Genomic DNA, 17,533 nt, shown 5'->3' with positions numbered 1-17,533 from the left:
TGCACACCGCGTGTGCGAAAGATCGAGCTTAAACCGCGCAACACTTACCACCGGTTGACAGCCAGGCTAACATACAGCCTTCTGTTCAGCGCATAAGGAACCCGCCATGAGTGAACCTCTTCGTCTGACGCAATACAGCCATGGAGCTGGCTGCGGCTGCAAAATTTCGCCGCAGGTACTGGAAACCATTCTTCATAGTGAGCTGACCCCTTTTCATGACCCCCAGTTGCTGGTGGGCAACGAAACACGTGACGATGCTGCCGTATACGATCTTGGCAACGGCACAGCGGTAGTCAGCACCACCGACTTCTTCATGCCGATTGTTGATGATCCCCATACCTTTGGCCGTATCGCCGCCACCAACGCTATCAGTGATATTTATGCCATGGGCGGCAAACCGATTATGGCGATTGCCATCCTGGGTTGGCCGGTCAACGTGCTGAGCCCAGAAGTGGCTCAGCAGGTCATTGAAGGCGGTCGTGCGGCCTGTCAGGCTGCTGGTATTGCGCTGGCGGGTGGGCATTCGATCGATGCGCCGGAGCCGATTTTTGGCCTGGCCGTCACGGGAATTGTTGATGTGGCGCGGGTGAAAAAGAACAGCGCCGCGCAGGTGGGAAGCCAGCTGTTTCTCACCAAGCCGCTGGGAATTGGCATCCTGACCACCGCCGAGAAAAAAGGCCTTCTGCTGCCAGAACACCAGTCATTAGCGGCGGAGGTGATGTGTCAATTGAATAAAGCCGGTGCCGAGTTCGCCAAACTGGATGGCGTCAGCGCCATGACCGATGTCACCGGTTTTGGCTTGCTGGGACATCTGAGTGAGATTTGCCAGGGATCAGGTTTGCGTGCGGAAATCCACGCCACACAGGTTCCGCGCTTACCGGGTGTCGATGAGTATATCGCCAAAGGTGCCGTGCCCGGCGGCACTCAGCGCAATTTTGCCAGCTATGGCGCCCTGATTTCCGCGATGGACGATGCAACTCGCGCGTTACTGTGCGATCCGCAAACCTCGGGTGGTTTACTGGTGGCGGTGCAACCCAGCGAGGTCGAAGCCTTCCAGCGCTGCGCAATATTGGCCGGCGTGCAGGCGACGGCGGTGGGGGAACTCTTCGCTGCCGATCCTTCCTGTCCATTAATTACCGTCGTGAATTGACGTAGAAGGAACGACGCCAGACATGCGTTTGTTTATTGCTGAAAAACCCAGCCTGGCGCGTGCCATTGCTGATGTACTGCCGAAGCCGCATCGCCGCGGTGACGGTTTTATTGCCTGTGGCAACGATCAGATGGTCACCTGGTGTGTCGGACATTTGCTGGAACAGGCGCAGCCGGACAGCTATGACAGCCGCTATGCGCGCTGGAATCTTGCCGACTTGCCGATCATTCCGGAAAAGTGGCGTTTACAGCCACGTCCGTCGGTGGCTAAGCAACTCAAAGTGATTGAGGGTTTGCTGCAACAGGCGAGTGAAGTGGTGCACGCCGGTGACCCGGATCGAGAAGGTCAGCTGTTGGTGGATGAAGTGCTGGACTACCTGCAACTCGCGCCGGAAAAGCGGCAGAAAGTGCAGCGCTGTCTCATTAACGATCTCAACCCCTCCGCCGTGGAGCGAGCAGTCAGCCGTTTACGTGAGAATCGCGAGTTTATCCCGCTGTGCGTCTCCGCATTGGCCCGCGCCCGCGCAGATTGGCTCTACGGCATCAATATGACCCGTGCCTGGACGCTATTAGGCCGCAATGCCGGTTATGATGGCGTGCTGTCGGTCGGACGCGTACAAACGCCGGTGCTCGGCCTGGTGGTGCGTCGCGATGAAGAGATCGAAAACTTCATTCCTAAAGATTACTTCGAAGTGAAAGCGCACATTGTGACGCCGAAGGATGAGCGTTTTGTTGCCAGCTGGATACCCAGCGACGCCTGCGAACCCTGGCAGGATGAGGAAGGTCGCCTGTTACACCGTTCGCTGGCCGATCATGTCTTAGAGCGCATCAACGGTAAGCCGGCGATAGTGACAGGCTATAACGACAAACGGGAATCTGACACCGCACCATTGCCGTTTTCGCTCTCCAGCCTGCAGATCGAGGCGGCAAAGCGTTTCGGCCTGAGTGCGCAAAACGTACTGGACTGCTGCCAGCGTCTGTATGAAACCCATAAGTTGATTACCTATCCGCGTTCAGACAGCCGTTATTTGCCGGATGAACATTTTGCCGGACGGCATGCGGTGCTGAATGCGATACAGGCGCACCAACCCAATCTGACACCGCCTACGGATTTTAACCCTGATCAGAAGAACCGCTGCTGGGATGATAAAAAGGTGGATGCGCACCACGCGATCATCCCTACCGCCCGCGCCAGTAAAGTGAACCTCACGGAGAATGAAGCCAATATTTACGGCCTGGTGGCACGTCAGTATCTGATGCAATTTTGCCCAGACGCGGTGTTTCGCAAATGTGTTATCGATCTCGAGATTGGCGGGGGTAAGTTTGTTGCCAAAGCGCGTTTTCTGTCAGAAGCGGGCTGGCGTGCCTTACTCGGCAGTAAAGAACGCGATGAAGAGAACGATGGCACGCCTTTACCGGTGGTGGCAAAGGGCGATGAGCTGCTGTGTGAGCGCGGTGAGGTGCATGCCAAGCAGACGCAGCCGCCGCGCCCGTTTACCGATGCCACCCTGTTATCCGCCATGACCGGCATCGCGCGCTTTGTTCAGGATAAAGAACTAAAGAAAGTGCTGCGTGCGACCGATGGTTTAGGGACGGAAGCGACGCGAGCCGGCATTATTGAATTATTGTTCCGCCGGACATTCCTGGTGAAGAAAGGCCGCTATATTCATTCTACGGACGCGGGCAGGGCGCTGATCCATGCGTTACCAGAAATGGCGGCCCGACCAGATATGACGGCTCAATGGGAATCGACATTAACACGCATCAGTGAAAAGGCCTGCCGCTACGATGAGTTTATGCAGCCGCTGGTTGCCACGCTGATCGGGTTAATTGGCGAAGCGCGTCAGCGACCCTCGTTGCAATCATTTAGAGGCATTGCCGCACCGGCCGCTAAACGTAAAGCAAAACCGAAATCGACCCGGCGTAAAACCAAGGAGACAGAGTGATGCGTTATATCCTATTAGCGCTTAGCGGGCTGCTGTTGTGCATGAATTCGGCGCTGGCGAACCGCCAGCCGGAAAACAGTCGCACGGGCAATACGGATGTGGTGGTGGATATGCCACCGGAAGTCTGGACACAGGGACAGAATAATCAGCAGAGCAACTGTCTGCAGTGCTGCACTTATGAGAATCGCAGTTACTCTGAAGGGGCAGTAGTGAAAGCGGAAGGCGTGCTGCTGCAGTGTGGGCGTGATGAGAAAGTGATGGGCACTAACCCGCTTATCTGGAAAATCATCAAGTAAAGGTGCGTGGCGTTCTCACGCCACGCAGTTTACTTATTTTTCCAGATTGAACGTCGACCAGACAGGTGCATGATCCGATGGTTTTTCCATACTGCGGATCTCGTAATCAATGCCACTTTCAATGCAACGCGCTGCCAGCGGTTGACTGGCCAGCAACAGGTCGATACGCAGACCACGGTTATCATCAAAACCTTTTGAACGGTAGTCGAACCAGGAGAAACGGTCAGCCGTTTCCGGGTATTTCGCGCGCCAGGTATCGACCAGACCCCAATGCAACAGGCGATCCATCCACTCACGCTCTTCTGGCAGGAATGAGCATTTACCGGTGCGCAGCCAGCGCTTGCGGTTATCTTCGCCAATGCCGATATCAAGATCGGTACTGCTGATATTCATGTCACCCATGATCAGCACCGGCTTATCAACCGCCAACTGCTGTTCCAGATAATCCTGTAAATCACGGTAGAACTTCTCTTTCGCCGGGAATTTAGTTGGATGGTCACGGCTTTCACCCTGCGGGAAGTAACCGTTAATCACGGTGATGTCGCCAATCGGGCTGGGGATCTCCGCCATGATTAGGCGGCGTTGTGAATCTTCATCATCACCGGGAAAACCACGACGTACCGAAACAGGCTGCGCTTTGGTCAGCAGCGCGACGCCGTAGTGGCCTTTTTGACCATGATAAAACACGTTGTAACCCAACTTGCTGACGTCTTCGAGCGGGAACATGTCATCGTGAACTTTGGTTTCCTGCAGGCCGATGACGTCTGGCTGATGCTGTTCGACGAGGGCTTCAAGTTGATGAGGGCGTGCGCGCAAGCCATTGATGTTGAAAGAGATGAATTTCATTTCGCTGCCATTCTTATCCGCAAAAGTATGCCGGGATGGTAACGAGTTTTCGTTAGAATGTCATGGATTGAATCGGGAAGAAATAACGATGTAAGCAATAGGAAAAGCGATGGTGGCGGGAGAAGGATTCGAACCTTCGAAGTCGATGACGGCAGATTTACAGTCTGCTCCCTTTGGCCGCTCGGGAATCCCGCCAGGGATATAAAGCTCTTAGTGATTCAGGTGAGAAGATTATTCAGATGGTGGCGGGAGAAGGATTCGAACCTTCGAAGTCGATGACGGCAGATTTACAGTCTGCTCCCTTTGGCCGCTCGGGAATCCCGCCACTGGCCTGAATAATGTGCCTGAAAGCGGGGCGCATGATACCAAATGCGTTCTGACTGTAAAGCGCTGAAACAAAAATATGAATCGTTTGCCCACTTTTCATCCGTGGCGCTGAAGAGTTGCACAATTCAGCGCCAGGACGCTTACAGAATGATGGTGCGGTTACCGTAAACGAACACGCGCTGGCCCAGCACTTTATACAGCGCGCGGCTCAGGACATTCTTCTCGACATCACGACCGGCACGCATCATCTCTTCTGCGGTGTAGCTGTGATCGACGTTGATCACGTCCTGCATGATGATCGGACCTTCATCGAGGTTGTCATTCACGTAGTGCGCGGTAGCACCGATAATTTTTACGCCACGCTCGTAAGCCTGATGGTAAGGGCGCGCGCCGATGAAAGCAGGCAGGAACGAGTGGTGAATATTGATGATCTGATTCGGGTAACGCTGCACAAAAGCCGGCGTCAGCACGCGCATATATTTGGCCAGCACCACGTAATCCGGCTGGTAGCGATCAATTTCATCGCCCATGCGGTTGTCATGCTCTTCACGCGTCAGGCCTTCATGGCTGACCAGCACAAACGGAATATCGAAACGTTCAACCAGCGAGCGCAGCGTTTCATGGTTACCAATGACGGCGGCAATCTCCATATCGAGACCACCAAACGCGCATTTCATTAGCAGATCGCCCAGGCAATGCGCCTCTTTGGTCACCAGAATCACCACACGACGACGACCAGCGCTCTGCAATTCCCGCACCGAACCTACCGGTAACGCGCTGTCGAGATCCGCCAGCAGGGTATTGTCGTTGAAAATCCCTTCCAGCTCTGTGCGCATGAAAAAGCGCCCGGTACGGTGATCGACAAACTCATTGTTTTGCACAATGTTGAGTTCATGCTTGTAGCAAATGTTGGTGATCTTGGCGATCAGACCTTTCGCATCAGGGCAAATGGTCCGTAAAACTTTTCGTTGCGTGTTTTGCGCTTGCATCTCGATCAGAGTCCTGTCAAAGCGATGAATGGTAAAGCCGTTGTGCATCTGTCCAGATTAACCACAACATTTTTTGTATTTTTTATCGGAGCCACAAGGACAGCGATCGTTGCGCCCCAGCTCGGGCACCGTTCCGTCGATATAGTACCAGCGTTGATCCTCACAGAGAAAGCGTGAACATTCATAGATGGCCGAAGTGCGCTCTTTTTCGCGGTAACGCGCAAAAAAGGTCACAAAGGCTTCATTCTCGTGGCTTCCATGATTACAACGGGTTACATTCAAGCCCAGCCACTCAGTGCCGGAAAAACTTTCAGATAATAACGTCTCAAGGTCGGCCACACGCTTACTGGAGTGCCAGGTCGCAGCCAGATAACCCGCGTTCTTTTCAACATAAGCGGTGTAGCGTGAACGCATTAATTGTTCAGCGCTGGCAGGGAATGCCTGACCGCTCAGAAAGGGCTGGCAACATAAGCTATACTGCTTTCCGCTGCAGCAGGGGCACTTTTCAGACACGTCATCTCCTGTGAGTGATTAAAGTTAATTAAAGTGTGCGCTATGGTAGCCGACTGCTGAGCGGGATGCTACGTACCAGACTAATCACGAGGTGCGATGAGAAAGGTGAGGATCGGGCTGGCCCTGGGTTCAGGCGCCGCCAAAGGTTGGGCGCACATTGGTGTGATTAATGCGCTGGAGCGTGCCGGCATTGAAATTGATGTGGTTGCAGGCTGCTCTGTCGGCGCGTTGGTGGGATCGGCATACGTCAATGGGCGGCTGGGCGTAATGGAAAAGTGGGTGAGCGCATTTCGCTATTGGGACGTGATCCGGCTCATGGATCTGTCGTGGCAGCGTGGTGGTTTGCTGCGCGGTGACCGCGTGTTCAGCCACATCCGTCAGTTGATCCCCAATGAATTGATTGAGGGGTGCAATAAACCCTTTGGCGTGGTGGCCTCGAATTTAAGTACCGGCCGTGAGTTGTGGTTAACCGAAGGCGATTTGCATCAGGCAGTACGTGCGTCCTGTAGTATGCCAGGCTTATTACCACCTGTTGGCTACAATGGTTACTGGCTGGTGGATGGTGCCGTGGTCAATCCGGTGCCGATATCTCTGACACGAGCCCTTGGCGCCGACATTGTCATCGCGGTGGATTTACAGCATGACGCGCATTTAATGCAGCAGGATTTATTATCGGTGACACCTCAGAGCGGCGAAGAAGAGGCTGCGGCTGAGGCATTAAGCTGGGGCAAAAAATTGCGCCAGCGCATACTGGGTCTGACGCACCGCCGGGCCAATCAAACGCCGGGCGCCATGGAGATCATGTCCACATCCATCCAGATTCTGGAAAACCGCCTTAAACGTAATCGTATGGCGGGCGATCCACCGGATGTGCTTATTCAACCGTTTTGTCCGCAGATATCCACACTGGATTTTCATCGTGCAGAAGAAGCCATTGCGGCAGGTAAAGCCGCCGTCGAGAAAAAAATGGATGAACTATTACCGCTGGTCCGAGGCAGATAATCAGGTTGTTCATTCTCAGGCAGTGCGACTTCAGTCAATTCTGAAAGGCGCAACTGCGTTTTATGAACCACTATTGAAATATCTGGTACGCAGGGGGAGAGAATGGAAAAACCACTAATCGGCAAAAAGATACTCATTGTCGAAGATGAGGTCGTTTTCCGTTCGATGTTAGACACTATGTTGGTGGGGCTGGGAGCCAGCACGCTGGAAGCGGGAGATGGCCTCGATGGCTTAACCTTGCTGTCGGCTCAAGCCGTGGATCTGGTGATTTGCGATCTGGAGATGCCGCGCATGGGGGGGCTTCAGTTCGTCGAACGTATCCGCAGCCGCGGTAATAGCGTGCCAATCTTGATCATCTCCGCCACGCAGAACATGGCTGATATTGCGCATGTCCTGCGCCTTGGGGTTCAGGATGTTCTGCTTAAGCCGCTCAGAAACCTCGAACGTTTTCGTGAAGCTGTTTATGAGTGCCTTTATCCTTCGATGTTCACTTCCAAAGTTGAGGAAGATGAACAGCTGTTTCAGGATTGGGATGCACTGGTCCGCGATCCTTTAGCTGCGTCTAAGTTACTGAAGCAGTTGCAACCTCCGGTTCAGCAAACCATCGCCAATTGCCGCATTAACTATCGCCAACTGACCATGGCCGAACAGCCAGGGCTGGTGCTGGATATTGCCGCGTTGTCCGACAAGGATCTGGCCTTTTACTGTCTTGATGTGACCCGAGCAGGCGATAATGGCGTGTTGGCCGCCTTACTGTTGCGCGCGCTGTTTAATGGTCTGTTACAGGAACAACTTTCCGGACAGAAGCAGCGCTTGCCGGAGTTAAACGGCCTGCTGCGCCAGGTCAATATGCTGTTACGCCAGGCCAATCTCAGTGGCCAGTTCCCCTTGCTGGTGGGGTACTACCACCGTCAGTTGAAAAACCTGATTCTGGTCTCCGCTGGCCTCAACGCCACATTGCACATTAACACCCATCAGATTCAACTCAGTAATGGCGTGCCGCTTGGTACTATGGGCAGTCCGCACCTCAATCAGATTAGTCAACGCGCTGATGCCTGGCAGTGCCATGTGTGGGGCGCGGGTGGCAGGCTACGGCTGATGTTATCGGCTGAAGAATAAGCGATTGGATTTATATTTTTTGCGGGCTGGAGACAGGGCCAGGGGTAAGCTTTACACTTGGGTAATAGTCTTAAATTCCGCGGATTAGCTCCATCCAGGATAAATCCGTCTGATAGTAACTGATATACTCATTTCGTTTTTAAACCGACATATCAAGTATTAACTTGAACGGCCTATTAAGAGAGGTATTTAGATGTCTGCCTATAAGTCTAAAGTAAAAAAAGCGGTAATCCCGGTTGCAGGTCTGGGTACGCGTATGCTGCCTGCTACTAAAGCTATTCCAAAAGAGATGTTACCGCTGGTCGATAAGCCGCTGATCCAATATGTCGTGAATGAGTGTATTGCTGCGGGCATTAACGAAATCGTGTTGGTTACGCACTCTTCTAAAAACGCCATCGAAAACCATTTTGATACCAGTTTTGAGCTGGAATCCATGCTGGAAAAACGCGTTAAGCGTCAGTTGTTGGATGAAATCCAATCTATCTGTCCTCCACACGTGACCATCATGCAGGTGCGTCAGGGTATTGCGAAAGGCCTTGGCCACGCAGTGATGTGTGCACATCCGCTGGTCGGTGATGAGCCGGTTGCCGTGATTCTGCCAGATGTGATCATCGATGAGTACGAATCTGACCCAACCAAAGACAACCTGGCAGAAATGCTGGCGCGTTACGAAGAAAGCGGCCGCAGCCAGATCATGGTAGAGCCGGTTGCTGATGTGACCGCTTACGGTGTCGTTGACTGCAAAGGTGCTGACCTGGCGCCAGGCCAGAGCGCGCCAATGGTGGGTGTGGTTGAAAAGCCTAAAGCTTCTGAAGCGCCTTCTAACCTCGCAGTTGTGGGTCGTTACGTGCTGTCTGCTGATATCTGGCCACTGCTGGCGAAAACCCCTCCAGGTGCTGGCGGCGAAGTTCAGCTGACTGACTCCATCGCCATGCTGATGGAAAAAGAGACCGTTGAAGCCTATCACCTGACCGGTGTAAGCCATGACTGCGGTAACAAACTGGGTTATATGCAGGCTTTCGTTGAGTATGGCGTTCGTCATCCAGTACTGGGTAAAGACTTTACTCAATGGCTGGAAGGCGCTGTAGGCAACAAAAAGTAATTCATTAAACACAGGATAATTCAATGAAAGTCACTGTATTTGGTATCGGCTATGTCGGTCTGGTTCAGGCTGCGGTGTTAGCCGAAGTCGGACATGACGTTCTCTGTATTGATGTCGATGAAAAGAAAGTCGAAAACCTGAAAAAAGGCCATATTCCGATTTTCGAACCGGGTTTGACGCCGCTGGTGATGTCTAACTATGAAGCGGGTCGCCTGAAGTTCAGCACCAATGCAGAAGAGGGTGTTAACCACGGTGTCATGCAATTTATTGCTGTGGGTACGCCGCCGGATGAAGACGGTTCTGCCGATCTGAAATATGTGACTGCGGTTGCGCGGACAATTGCAGCGCACATGAACGATCATAAAGTGGTGATCGATAAATCTACCGTCCCTGTCGGAACGGCTGATCGTGTGCGTGCAGTAATGGCCGAGACGCTGCAAAAACGTGATGTGAACATCCCGTTTGATGTGGTTTCTAACCCTGAATTCCTCAAGGAAGGGGCTGCAGTAAACGACTGCATGCGTCCTGAGCGCATCGTGGTGGGCACTGATAACGACGACGTGGTTGAGTTGTTGCGTGAGCTTTATGAGCCATTCAACCGCAATCACGATCGCATGATTCTGATGGATATCCGCAGTGCAGAGCTGACCAAGTACGCAGCGAACTGCATGCTGGCGACCAAAATCAGCTTCATGAACGAAATCTCTAACCTGGCAGAACGTCTGGGAGCCGACGTTGAGAAAGTCCGTCAGGGGATTGGTTCAGATTCTCGCATTGGTTATCACTTCATCTACCCTGGCTGTGGCTACGGTGGTTCGTGCTTCCCGAAAGACGTGCAGGCGCTGATTCGTACTGCTGAATCGATTGGTTACACACCGCGTCTGTTGCAGGCGGTAGAAGATGTGAATGATTCACAGAAGAACAAATTGCCGAGCTTCATCAAGCGTCATTTTGGCGACGATCTGCGTGGCAAAACCTTTGCTCTCTGGGGCCTTGCGTTCAAACCTAACACCGACGATATGCGTGAAGCCTCCAGCCGTGTGCTGATGGAAACGCTATGGGAAGCGGGTGCGACCATTCAGGCATTTGACCCGGAAGCAATGGAAGAAGCGCAGCGTATTTATGGCCACCGCGACGACCTGAAGCTGACCGGTACCAAAGAAGCGGCGTTGCAAGGTGCTGATGGCCTGGTGATTTGTACTGAATGGCAGAACTTCCGTGCGCCAGATTTCGACGTTATCAAAACCGCGTTAAAACAACCCGTGATTTTTGATGGTCGTAACCTGTATGATCCGGAGCGTATCAGCAAACGCGGCTTTACGTATTACGCTATCGGCCGCGGAGCATCAATTCAAATTGTGTAATAAATGAGGGATGTATGAAGTTTTTGGTTACCGGTGCGGCAGGTTTTATTGGATTTCACGTGAGTCAGCGTTTGCTGGCCGCCGGTCACCAGGTCGTCGGTATCGATAACCTGAATGACTATTACGATGTCAGCCTGAAACAAGCGCGCTTAGACCAGATCCTCCAGCATCCCGAGTTTATTTTCCTGAAAATGGACCTGGCAGATCGCCAGGCCATTTCTTCATTATTCGAAGATCATGCATTTGATCGCGTGATCCATCTGGGTGCGCAAGCGGGCGTTCGTTATTCAATTGATAACCCACACGCTTACGCCGATGCCAATCTCATTGGCCACCTCAATATTCTCGAAGGGTGCCGCCATCATAAAGTTGGCCACCTGCTGTATGCGTCATCCAGCTCAGTATATGGGCTTAACCGCAAAATGCCTTTCTCAACGGATGACTCTGTTGATCATCCTATTTCTCTGTATGCGGCCACCAAAAAAGCCAACGAATTGATGTCGCATACTTATTCCCATTTGTACCAGTTGCCCACCACCGGTCTGCGCTTCTTTACTGTTTACGGTCCGTGGGGACGTCCGGATATGGCGTTATTCAAATTCACCCGCGCAATGCTGGCCGGTGAGCAAATCGACGTCTATAACCGTGGGCAAATGACCCGAGATTTTACTTACATTGATGATATTGCTGAAGCTATCGTGCGTATGCAGGATGTGATTCCGCAGGCTGATGAAAACTGGACCGTGGAAGCGGGATCGCCGGCCACCAGTTCTGCGCCATACCGGGTTTACAATATCGGCAACAGCCAGCCGACCAGCCTGATGACCTATATCGAGTCACTGGAAAAAGCGTTGGGCATTGAAGCGAAGAAAAATATGCTGCCGATGCAGCCGGGAGATGTGCTCAATACCAGTGCGGATACTCAGCCATTATATGATGCGATTCAGTTCCGTCCGCAAACCAGGGTTGAGCAGGGCGTGCAGAACTTTGTTGATTGGTATCGTCGCTTTTATCAGCAATAAAGACGCATTAAAAAAGGAAGCCAGCGGCTTCCTTTTTCTTACCCGGTGTAAAGTGAACTCACGTTAGCGCTATTCACAATTCGAAGCACTGGAAAATTACAGCAGGAAATCGTCCAGTTGTTTACCTTGTTCTTCAATCGCTTTTTTAATCACGGCTGGTGTACGACCCTGACCTGTCCAGGTACGGTTTTCACCATTTTCATCAACGTAAGAATACTTGGCAGGACGTGCAGCACGCTTGGTTTTTCCCGGTGCTTTAGTCTCAGAAAGTGCCTGTAACAATTCGTTTGGATCGATACCATCTGCAATCAGCATCTCACGGTATTGTTCAAGTTTGCGGTTACGTTCAGCATTTTCAGCCTGCGCGTGAGTTTCTTCTTCACGACGCTCATTGACGACAACCTCGAGTTTTTCCAGCATCTCTTCCAGTGTTTCCAGAGTGCATTCCCGAGCTTGCGCGCGCAATGTACGGATATTATTAAGAATTTTAAGTGCTTCGCTCATTGTCCTAATCTCAAAATATAATAAATGGGAGTTGTTCTGCCGACTCATAATAGTGGGGCTAAAAAATAACTGCAATAGTCAGATTAAAAAGTAAAACGTTAAGTAAAAACCAGAAATCACATTGTATTACGGTTTACAAATATATTTACCGTTAGCGCTTAGATCTGAAGCCTTGATTATCCGCGTTTGCCACAGTGACGTTGTGCTAATCCTTACACTTTGGCAGTAATAATGCTGAATAAATTCTCAGCATAGATTGTTCTTTGCCAAAAAGTGCTGTTTTAACGTCGATGATGAATCACGTACCTGCCATTGTCGTTAATTTGAGCAAATGATAAAAATAATGCATCGCTACAGGTTTACTTGTTTATGGTAGACTGCGCGCCATCAGATTTGTGCTGCGATGAGATTCTGCATATGGCCCAACTTTATTTTTATTACTCCGCGATGAACGCGGGTAAATCCACTGCTTTGCTTCAGTCCTCCTATAACTATCAGGAGCGCGGCATGCGCACTCTGGTGTATACCGCCGAGATTGATGACCGCTTTGGTGCGGGCAAGGTAAGCTCGCGGATTGGTCTTTCGTCTCCTGCTTTTTTATATAACGCTGCGACACAATTAAATCAGGAAATAGCCAGGGAGCATGCGAAGCAACCGGTTCATTGTGTGCTGGTGGATGAGAGTCAGTTCCTGACACGTGAGCAAGTCAGGGCGTTATCGGATGTGGTCGACAATATGGATATTCCCGTATTGTGTTATGGATTACGCACTGATTTTCGCGGCGAGCTCTTTACCGGTAGTCAATATTTACTGGCATGGGCAGATAAACTGGTTGAGCTTAAAACTATCTGCCATTGCGGTCGTAAAGCCAGCATGGTATTGCGCCTTGATGTCAACGGTAAACCGTTCAGCGAAGGAGAGCAGGTGGTGATTGGCGGCAATGAGCGATATATTTCTGTCTGCCGTAAACACTATAAACAGGCGATTGATGAAGGATCGTTAAAAGCTATCTATGGTGCGCAATCTCCGCACGCTTGATTATTTAGCGATAAAAAAAACCCGCCGCAGCGGGTTTTTTGTTTTTAGCCGGTTAGGCTTTTTTGGTTTTTTTCTCGATTTTCACCGTTTTATCATCGGCGGCTTCAGCCACTGGGCCTTCAGCTTCAGAGAATTCGCGGCCATAGAAGGTATCCAGCATGATTTGCTTCAATTCGGCAATCAGCGGATAACGCGGATTCGCACCGGTACACTGGTCATCAAACGCGTCGTCTGCCAGCTTATCGACTTTCGCCAGGAAATCGGCTTCCTGCACGCCAGCTTCTCGGATTGAGGTTGGGATACCGAGTTGAGTTTTCATCTCTTCCAGCCATGCCAGCAGTTTTTCAATTTTCTGGGCAGTGCGGTCACCCTGTGCACTCAATCCAAGATGGTCGGCAATTTCAGCGTAGCGACGACGTGCCTGTGGGCGATCGTACTGACTGAAAGCTGTCTGCTTGGTTGGGTTGTCATTCGCGTTGTAACGGATGACGTTGCAAATCAGCAGGGCGTTGGCCAAACCGTGCGGAATGTGGAACTCCGAGCCCAGCTTATGCGCCATGGAGTGACACACACCGAGGAAGGCGTTGGCGAACGCGATACCGGCGATTGTGGCCGCATTATGCACACGTTCACGCGCTACTGGATTCTTCGCCCCCTCACGATAGCTGGCCGGCAGGTTCTCTTTCAGCAGTTTCAGCGCCTGCAGCGCCTGGCCATCAGAGTACTCATTTGCAAGTACAGAGACATAGGCTTCCAGCGAGTGAGTTACCGCATCCAGACCACCAAACGCACAGAGTGAGCGAGGCATATCCATCACCAGGTTGGCATCCACAATCGCCATATCAGGCGTCAACGCATAGTCCGCTAACGGATATTTCTGGCCTGTCGCATCGTCAGTGACCACAGCAAACGGTGTAACTTCAGAACCGGTACCGGAAGTGGTGGTGATGGCCACCATGCGCGCTTTCACGCCCATTTTCGGGAACTTGTAGATACGTTTACGGATATCCATGAAACGCAGCGCCAGTTCTTCGAAGTGGGTTTCAGGATGTTCGTACATCACCCACATGATTTTCGCGGCATCCATCGGGGAACCGCCGCCCAGGGCGATAATCACATCGGGTTTGAAGCTGTTCATCTGCTCAGCACCTTTACGTACGATGCTGAGTGTTGGGTCCGCTTCTACCTCAAAGAACACTTCAGTTTCGATGCCGTGCGCTTTTAACACGCGAGTGACTTGATCGGCATAGCCATTGTTAAACAGGAAGCGGTCAGTGACGATAAAGGCGCGCTTAGCACCGTCGGTCGCGACTTCTTCCAGGGCAATCGGCAGTGAACCACGACGGAAGTAGATAGACTTCGGAAGTTTATGCCACAACATATTTTCAGCTCGCTTGGCCACGGTTTTCTTGTTGATCAGGTGTTTAGGTCCGACGTTCTCAGAAATTGAGTTACCGCCCCAGGAACCACAGCCCAGCGTCAACGATGGCGCAAGTTTGAAGTTATAGAGGTCGCCAATACCACCTTGCGAAGCTGGTGTGTTAATCAGAATACGGGCGGTCTTCATTTTGTCGCCAAAGAAGTGCACGCGCTCGTGTTGGTTATCCTGGTCAGTGTACAGGCAAGAGGTATGGCCGATACCGCCCATAGCCACCAGTTTTTCTGCTTTATCTACCGCGTCGTAATAATCTTTTGCGCGATACATCGCCAGGGTTGGCGACAATTTTTCGTGGGCAAACGGTTCAGACTCATCCACCAGCTTCACTTCACCAATGAGGATTTTAGTAGTCGCAGGGACGCTGATGCCGGCCAGTTCAGCAATTTTTGCCGCAGGTTGGCCGACGATAGCGGCATTCAGTGCACCATTTTTCAGAATGATATCCTGAATGGCTTTCAACTCTTTGCCCTGCAGCAGATAGCCGCCATGGCTGGCGAAACGCTCGCGAACCGCATCGTAGACCGAGTCCACCACGATGACAGACTGCTCTGACGCACAAATGACGCCGTTATCGAAGGTTTTCGACATCAGGATAGAAGCGACTGCGCGTTTGATATCGGCGGTTTCATCAATAACGACAGGCGTATTACCGGCACCGACACCAATCGCCGGTTTACCGGAACTGTATGCGGCTTTTACCATGCCTGGGCCACCGGTGGCCAGAATCAGGTTGATATCAGGGTGATGCATTAACTGGTTAGACAGTTCTACTGACGGGACATCGATCCAGCCAATAATGTCTTTCGGTGCACCGGCCGCAATGGCGGCTTGCAACACAATGTCGGCTGCTTTGTTGGTGGCATCTTTGGCGCGTGGATGTGGTGAGAAGATGATACCGTTACGGGTTTTAAGGCTGATCAAGGCTTTAAAGATGGCGGTTGAGGTCGGGTTAGTGGTCGGTACGATACCGCAAATCAGGCCAATTGGCTCAGCGATGGTGATAGTACCGAAGGTGTCATCTGTATCCAGCACACCACAGGTTTTCTCATCTTTATAGGCGTTGTAGATATATTCAGAAGCGAAGTGGTTTTTGATCACTTTATCTTCAACGATACCCATGCCCGATTCGGCGACGGCCATTTTGGCGAGGGGGATACGGGCATCAGCAGCGGCGAGTGCAGCAGCGCGGAAAATGGTATCAACTTGTTCCTGACTAAAGTTGGCGTATTCACGCTGTGCCTTTTTAACACGCTCTACCAGTGCATTAAGTTCGGCAACATTTGTAACGGCCATAGTGCTCTCCTGAAGGAAGTTAAACTCTTTTAGTAAGCAAGCCTGAGTCGGAAAGTATAGTCGCGCTATGCTTATACGTTGTTCAGAGTGGCGAGTAGATTGCCGTTGCTTACTAAAAGGGTTTCCAGGATAAAATGCTGACGCCTGTATCAATAGTTTCGATGGGTTAAGATTACCCCTGATGAGGTAGGCAAATTTTGATGTGGATCAATCTGGCGCCAAGCTGACACCTTTCAGCATCGACTTTAGCAACTAAAGTAACTCATTAAGCGGTTTTAGTTGATGGAGATGACATGAGGTGGGCGACGAGCCATTGTTCGCAGAGGAATAAACTGGAAGTAAGGGGAAATAGCAGCATATATTTCCGCTTAACCCACTGGTTTTCCCTCCGGCTTATGCACTACATTAAGCGCGATTTGAAACACTACCTTCGTGGAGCTCACCGTGAACCCCGTGCTACTTGATTTTTCCGGCTACGTTAAGTTTTTTGTCGGCTTATTTGCCCTGGTCAATCCCGTGGGGATCATCCCCGTGTTTATCAGCATGACCAGCTATCAGGCGGTCGCTGAGCGGAATAAAACCAACTTTACGGCAAATCTTGCTGTGGCGATCATACTCTGGACCTCATTGTTCCTGGGGGATGCCATTCTCCATTTGTTTGGTATCTCAATTGATTCATTCCGTATCGCCGGGGGGATTCTGGTGGTAACCATCGCGATGTCGATGATCAGCGGCAAGTTGGGCGAGGATAAGCAAAACAAGCAGGAAAAGTCAGAGACCGCGATTCGTGAAAGTATTGGTGTGGTGCCTCTGGCCTTGCCCTTGATGGCCGGCCCGGGTGCGATCAGTTCGACTATCGTCTGGAGCACGCGTTACCACAGCTGGATAAACCTGCTCGGTTTCACTATCGCCATTGCGATTTTCGCGCTCTGCTGTTGGTTATTGTTTAGAGCTGCCCCTTTAATGGTGCGCGTTTTAGGACAAACAGGCATTAACGTGATTACCCGAATCATGGGATTGCTTTTAATGGCACTGGGGATTGAGTTTGTTGTCACCGGGATGAAGGCGATATTTCCGGGTTTGCTGAATTAATTTGTCGGGGTTTTTTAGTTAAAAAATAACTTTCGTGATCCATATTGGTGCAATGGGCCATTATTTTGCACCAATAGGGTGAGGTTATTCGCCTGGCTTAATATGATCTGGCTATCATCACTTTTGCTACTACTTTTCCTTCCTGCGCCAGTTCATCAACAAATATATGTGATAATTATCACAGTATATTTCACTGCCATATTCATTTTAATCAGTAACTATTCGGAGGTTTTATCACCTCAAATAACGTTTCATATTGTTAGCTGAGAGTTTGGCAGCGTTAACAGTAAAATAGCGGATTGCAAGGGTTTATTGGCGATAAAATCAGCGGAATATTGACTTATTGCTTATAAAACATCTGGTTGAATAATATTTCAGGATGAAAATTAACACTTCTCCTGTCGCGGTCTACATGATAAAAGAGAATTAGCTAACATTTTTGCTGTTTAGCTTTGGCGTGCGGGCATCGGTTCTGATAATTTTCGGCTCATCA

At 51.1% G+C, this 17,533-nt stretch carries 15 protein-coding genes and 2 tRNA genes; 10 read left to right on the top strand and 7 right to left on the bottom strand.

Features of this window, described 5'->3' with window-relative positions:
- Positions 1-106 precede the first annotated feature (106 nt).
- Genes selD through AC6I8L_RS10575 form a run of 3 tightly spaced genes read left to right on the top strand, consistent with a single transcriptional unit; the run spans position 107 to position 3,391 of the window.
- Positions 107-1,150, top strand: coding sequence for a selenide, water dikinase SelD (gene selD, locus AC6I8L_RS10585; protein ID WP_058959829.1), 1,044 nt, complete (start codon positions 107-109; stop codon positions 1,148-1,150).
- Positions 1,151-1,172: 22 nt separating this feature from the next.
- Positions 1,173-3,095, top strand: coding sequence for a DNA topoisomerase III (locus tag AC6I8L_RS10580; protein WP_058959828.1), 1,923 nt, complete (start codon positions 1,173-1,175; stop codon positions 3,093-3,095).
- A gap of 41 nt (positions 3,096-3,136) precedes the next feature.
- Positions 3,137-3,391, top strand: a complete 255-nt coding sequence (locus tag AC6I8L_RS10575) for a YnjH family protein (RefSeq protein ID WP_236699723.1) — start codon at positions 3,137-3,139, stop codon at positions 3,389-3,391.
- A gap of 33 nt (positions 3,392-3,424) precedes the next feature.
- Here the strand turns inward: AC6I8L_RS10575 and xthA are convergent, their stop codons facing one another.
- From xthA to AC6I8L_RS10550, 5 genes are all read right to left on the bottom strand, one after another.
- Positions 3,425-4,237 (bottom strand): exodeoxyribonuclease III, encoded by an 813-nt coding sequence (gene xthA, locus AC6I8L_RS10570; RefSeq protein ID WP_034828809.1) that lies wholly within the window; start codon positions 4,235-4,237, stop codon positions 3,425-3,427.
- A 110-nt stretch (positions 4,238-4,347) separates the two neighbouring features.
- A tRNA-Tyr gene (locus AC6I8L_RS10565) sits at positions 4,348-4,432 on the bottom strand.
- Between the two features lie 45 nt (positions 4,433-4,477).
- Positions 4,478-4,562, bottom strand: a tRNA-Tyr gene (locus AC6I8L_RS10560).
- A 142-nt stretch (positions 4,563-4,704) separates the two neighbouring features.
- Positions 4,705-5,553: a formyltetrahydrofolate deformylase gene (gene purU, locus AC6I8L_RS10555; protein WP_034828882.1), complete on the bottom strand. Its 849-nt coding sequence runs from the start codon at positions 5,551-5,553 to the stop codon at positions 4,705-4,707.
- A 57-nt stretch (positions 5,554-5,610) separates the two neighbouring features.
- A complete protein-coding gene (locus AC6I8L_RS10550; protein ID WP_058959826.1) occupies positions 5,611-6,066 on the bottom strand; it encodes a YchJ family protein in 456 nt (151 codons plus the stop codon).
- A gap of 96 nt (positions 6,067-6,162) precedes the next feature.
- Between AC6I8L_RS10550 and rssA the strand changes: the two genes are divergently transcribed.
- The 5 genes from rssA (at position 6,163) to AC6I8L_RS10525 (ending at position 11,675) form a co-directional block, all read left to right on the top strand.
- Positions 6,163-7,068 (top strand): patatin-like phospholipase RssA, encoded by a 906-nt coding sequence (gene rssA, locus AC6I8L_RS10545; protein WP_058959825.1) that lies wholly within the window; start codon positions 6,163-6,165, stop codon positions 7,066-7,068.
- Between the two features lie 102 nt (positions 7,069-7,170).
- Entirely contained in the window at positions 7,171-8,187 is a 1,017-nt protein-coding gene (rssB, locus tag AC6I8L_RS10540) for a two-component system response regulator RssB (RefSeq protein WP_058959824.1), read from the top strand.
- A gap of 193 nt (positions 8,188-8,380) precedes the next feature.
- Positions 8,381-9,289, top strand: a complete 909-nt coding sequence (gene galU, locus AC6I8L_RS10535; RefSeq protein WP_034828817.1) for a UTP--glucose-1-phosphate uridylyltransferase GalU — start codon at positions 8,381-8,383, stop codon at positions 9,287-9,289.
- A 23-nt stretch (positions 9,290-9,312) separates the two neighbouring features.
- A complete protein-coding gene (locus AC6I8L_RS10530) occupies positions 9,313-10,653 on the top strand; it encodes a UDP-glucose dehydrogenase family protein (protein ID WP_034828819.1) in 1,341 nt (446 codons plus the stop codon).
- A gap of 14 nt (positions 10,654-10,667) precedes the next feature.
- Positions 10,668-11,675 (top strand): NAD-dependent epimerase, encoded by a 1,008-nt coding sequence (locus AC6I8L_RS10525; protein ID WP_058959823.1) that lies wholly within the window; start codon positions 10,668-10,670, stop codon positions 11,673-11,675.
- A gap of 96 nt (positions 11,676-11,771) precedes the next feature.
- Here the strand turns inward: AC6I8L_RS10525 and hns are convergent, their stop codons facing one another.
- Positions 11,772-12,179 (bottom strand): histone-like nucleoid-structuring protein H-NS, encoded by a 408-nt coding sequence (gene hns, locus AC6I8L_RS10520; protein ID WP_034828823.1) that lies wholly within the window; start codon positions 12,177-12,179, stop codon positions 11,772-11,774.
- A 417-nt stretch (positions 12,180-12,596) separates the two neighbouring features.
- Between hns and tdk the strand changes: the two genes are divergently transcribed.
- On the top strand, positions 12,597-13,217 hold the full coding sequence (gene tdk, locus AC6I8L_RS10515; protein ID WP_058959850.1) for a thymidine kinase: 621 nt from the start codon (positions 12,597-12,599) through the stop codon (positions 13,215-13,217).
- A 52-nt stretch (positions 13,218-13,269) separates the two neighbouring features.
- On the opposite strand, the gene adhE is transcribed toward tdk, so the two are convergent.
- On the bottom strand, positions 13,270-15,948 hold the full coding sequence (gene adhE / locus AC6I8L_RS10510) for a bifunctional acetaldehyde-CoA/alcohol dehydrogenase (RefSeq protein WP_034828825.1): 2,679 nt from the start codon (positions 15,946-15,948) through the stop codon (positions 13,270-13,272).
- A 444-nt stretch (positions 15,949-16,392) separates the two neighbouring features.
- On the opposite strand from adhE, the gene AC6I8L_RS10505 reads away from it, so the two are divergent.
- Complete coding sequence (locus AC6I8L_RS10505) at positions 16,393-17,040, top strand: YchE family NAAT transporter (RefSeq protein WP_058959822.1); 648 nt, start codon at positions 16,393-16,395, stop codon at positions 17,038-17,040.
- The last annotated feature ends 493 nt before the right edge of the window (positions 17,041-17,533 follow it).

This window comes from Type-E symbiont of Plautia stali (genome assembly GCF_059731115.1).
Note: the sequence above shows the minus strand (reverse complement) of the source record. Positions and strands in the feature narration are given on the sequence as shown.

Bases quoted from the DNA above. Each gene is read 5' to 3' on its own strand.
- selD (WP_058959829.1), top strand. From the start codon at position 107: ATGAGTGAACCTCTTCGTCTGACGCAATACAGCCATGGAGCTGGCTGC.
- AC6I8L_RS10580 (WP_058959828.1), top strand. From the start codon at position 1,173: ATGCGTTTGTTTATTGCTGAAAAACCCAGCCTGGCGCGTGCCATTGCT.
- AC6I8L_RS10575 (WP_236699723.1), top strand. From the start codon at position 3,137: ATGAATTCGGCGCTGGCGAACCGCCAGCCGGAAAACAGTCGCACGGGC.
- xthA (WP_034828809.1), bottom strand. From the start codon at position 4,237: ATGAAATTCATCTCTTTCAACATCAATGGCTTGCGCGCACGCCCTCAT.
- purU (WP_034828882.1), bottom strand. From the start codon at position 5,553: ATGCAAGCGCAAAACACGCAACGAAAAGTTTTACGGACCATTTGCCCT.
- rssA (WP_058959825.1), top strand. From the start codon at position 6,163: ATGAGAAAGGTGAGGATCGGGCTGGCCCTGGGTTCAGGCGCCGCCAAA.
- rssB (WP_058959824.1), top strand. From the start codon at position 7,171: ATGGAAAAACCACTAATCGGCAAAAAGATACTCATTGTCGAAGATGAG.
- galU (WP_034828817.1), top strand. From the start codon at position 8,381: ATGTCTGCCTATAAGTCTAAAGTAAAAAAAGCGGTAATCCCGGTTGCA.
- AC6I8L_RS10530 (WP_034828819.1), top strand. From the start codon at position 9,313: ATGAAAGTCACTGTATTTGGTATCGGCTATGTCGGTCTGGTTCAGGCT.
- AC6I8L_RS10525 (WP_058959823.1), top strand. From the start codon at position 10,668: ATGAAGTTTTTGGTTACCGGTGCGGCAGGTTTTATTGGATTTCACGTG.
- hns (WP_034828823.1), bottom strand. From the start codon at position 12,179: ATGAGCGAAGCACTTAAAATTCTTAATAATATCCGTACATTGCGCGCG.
- tdk (WP_058959850.1), top strand. From the start codon at position 12,597: ATGGCCCAACTTTATTTTTATTACTCCGCGATGAACGCGGGTAAATCC.
- adhE (WP_034828825.1), bottom strand. From the start codon at position 15,948: ATGGCCGTTACAAATGTTGCCGAACTTAATGCACTGGTAGAGCGTGTT.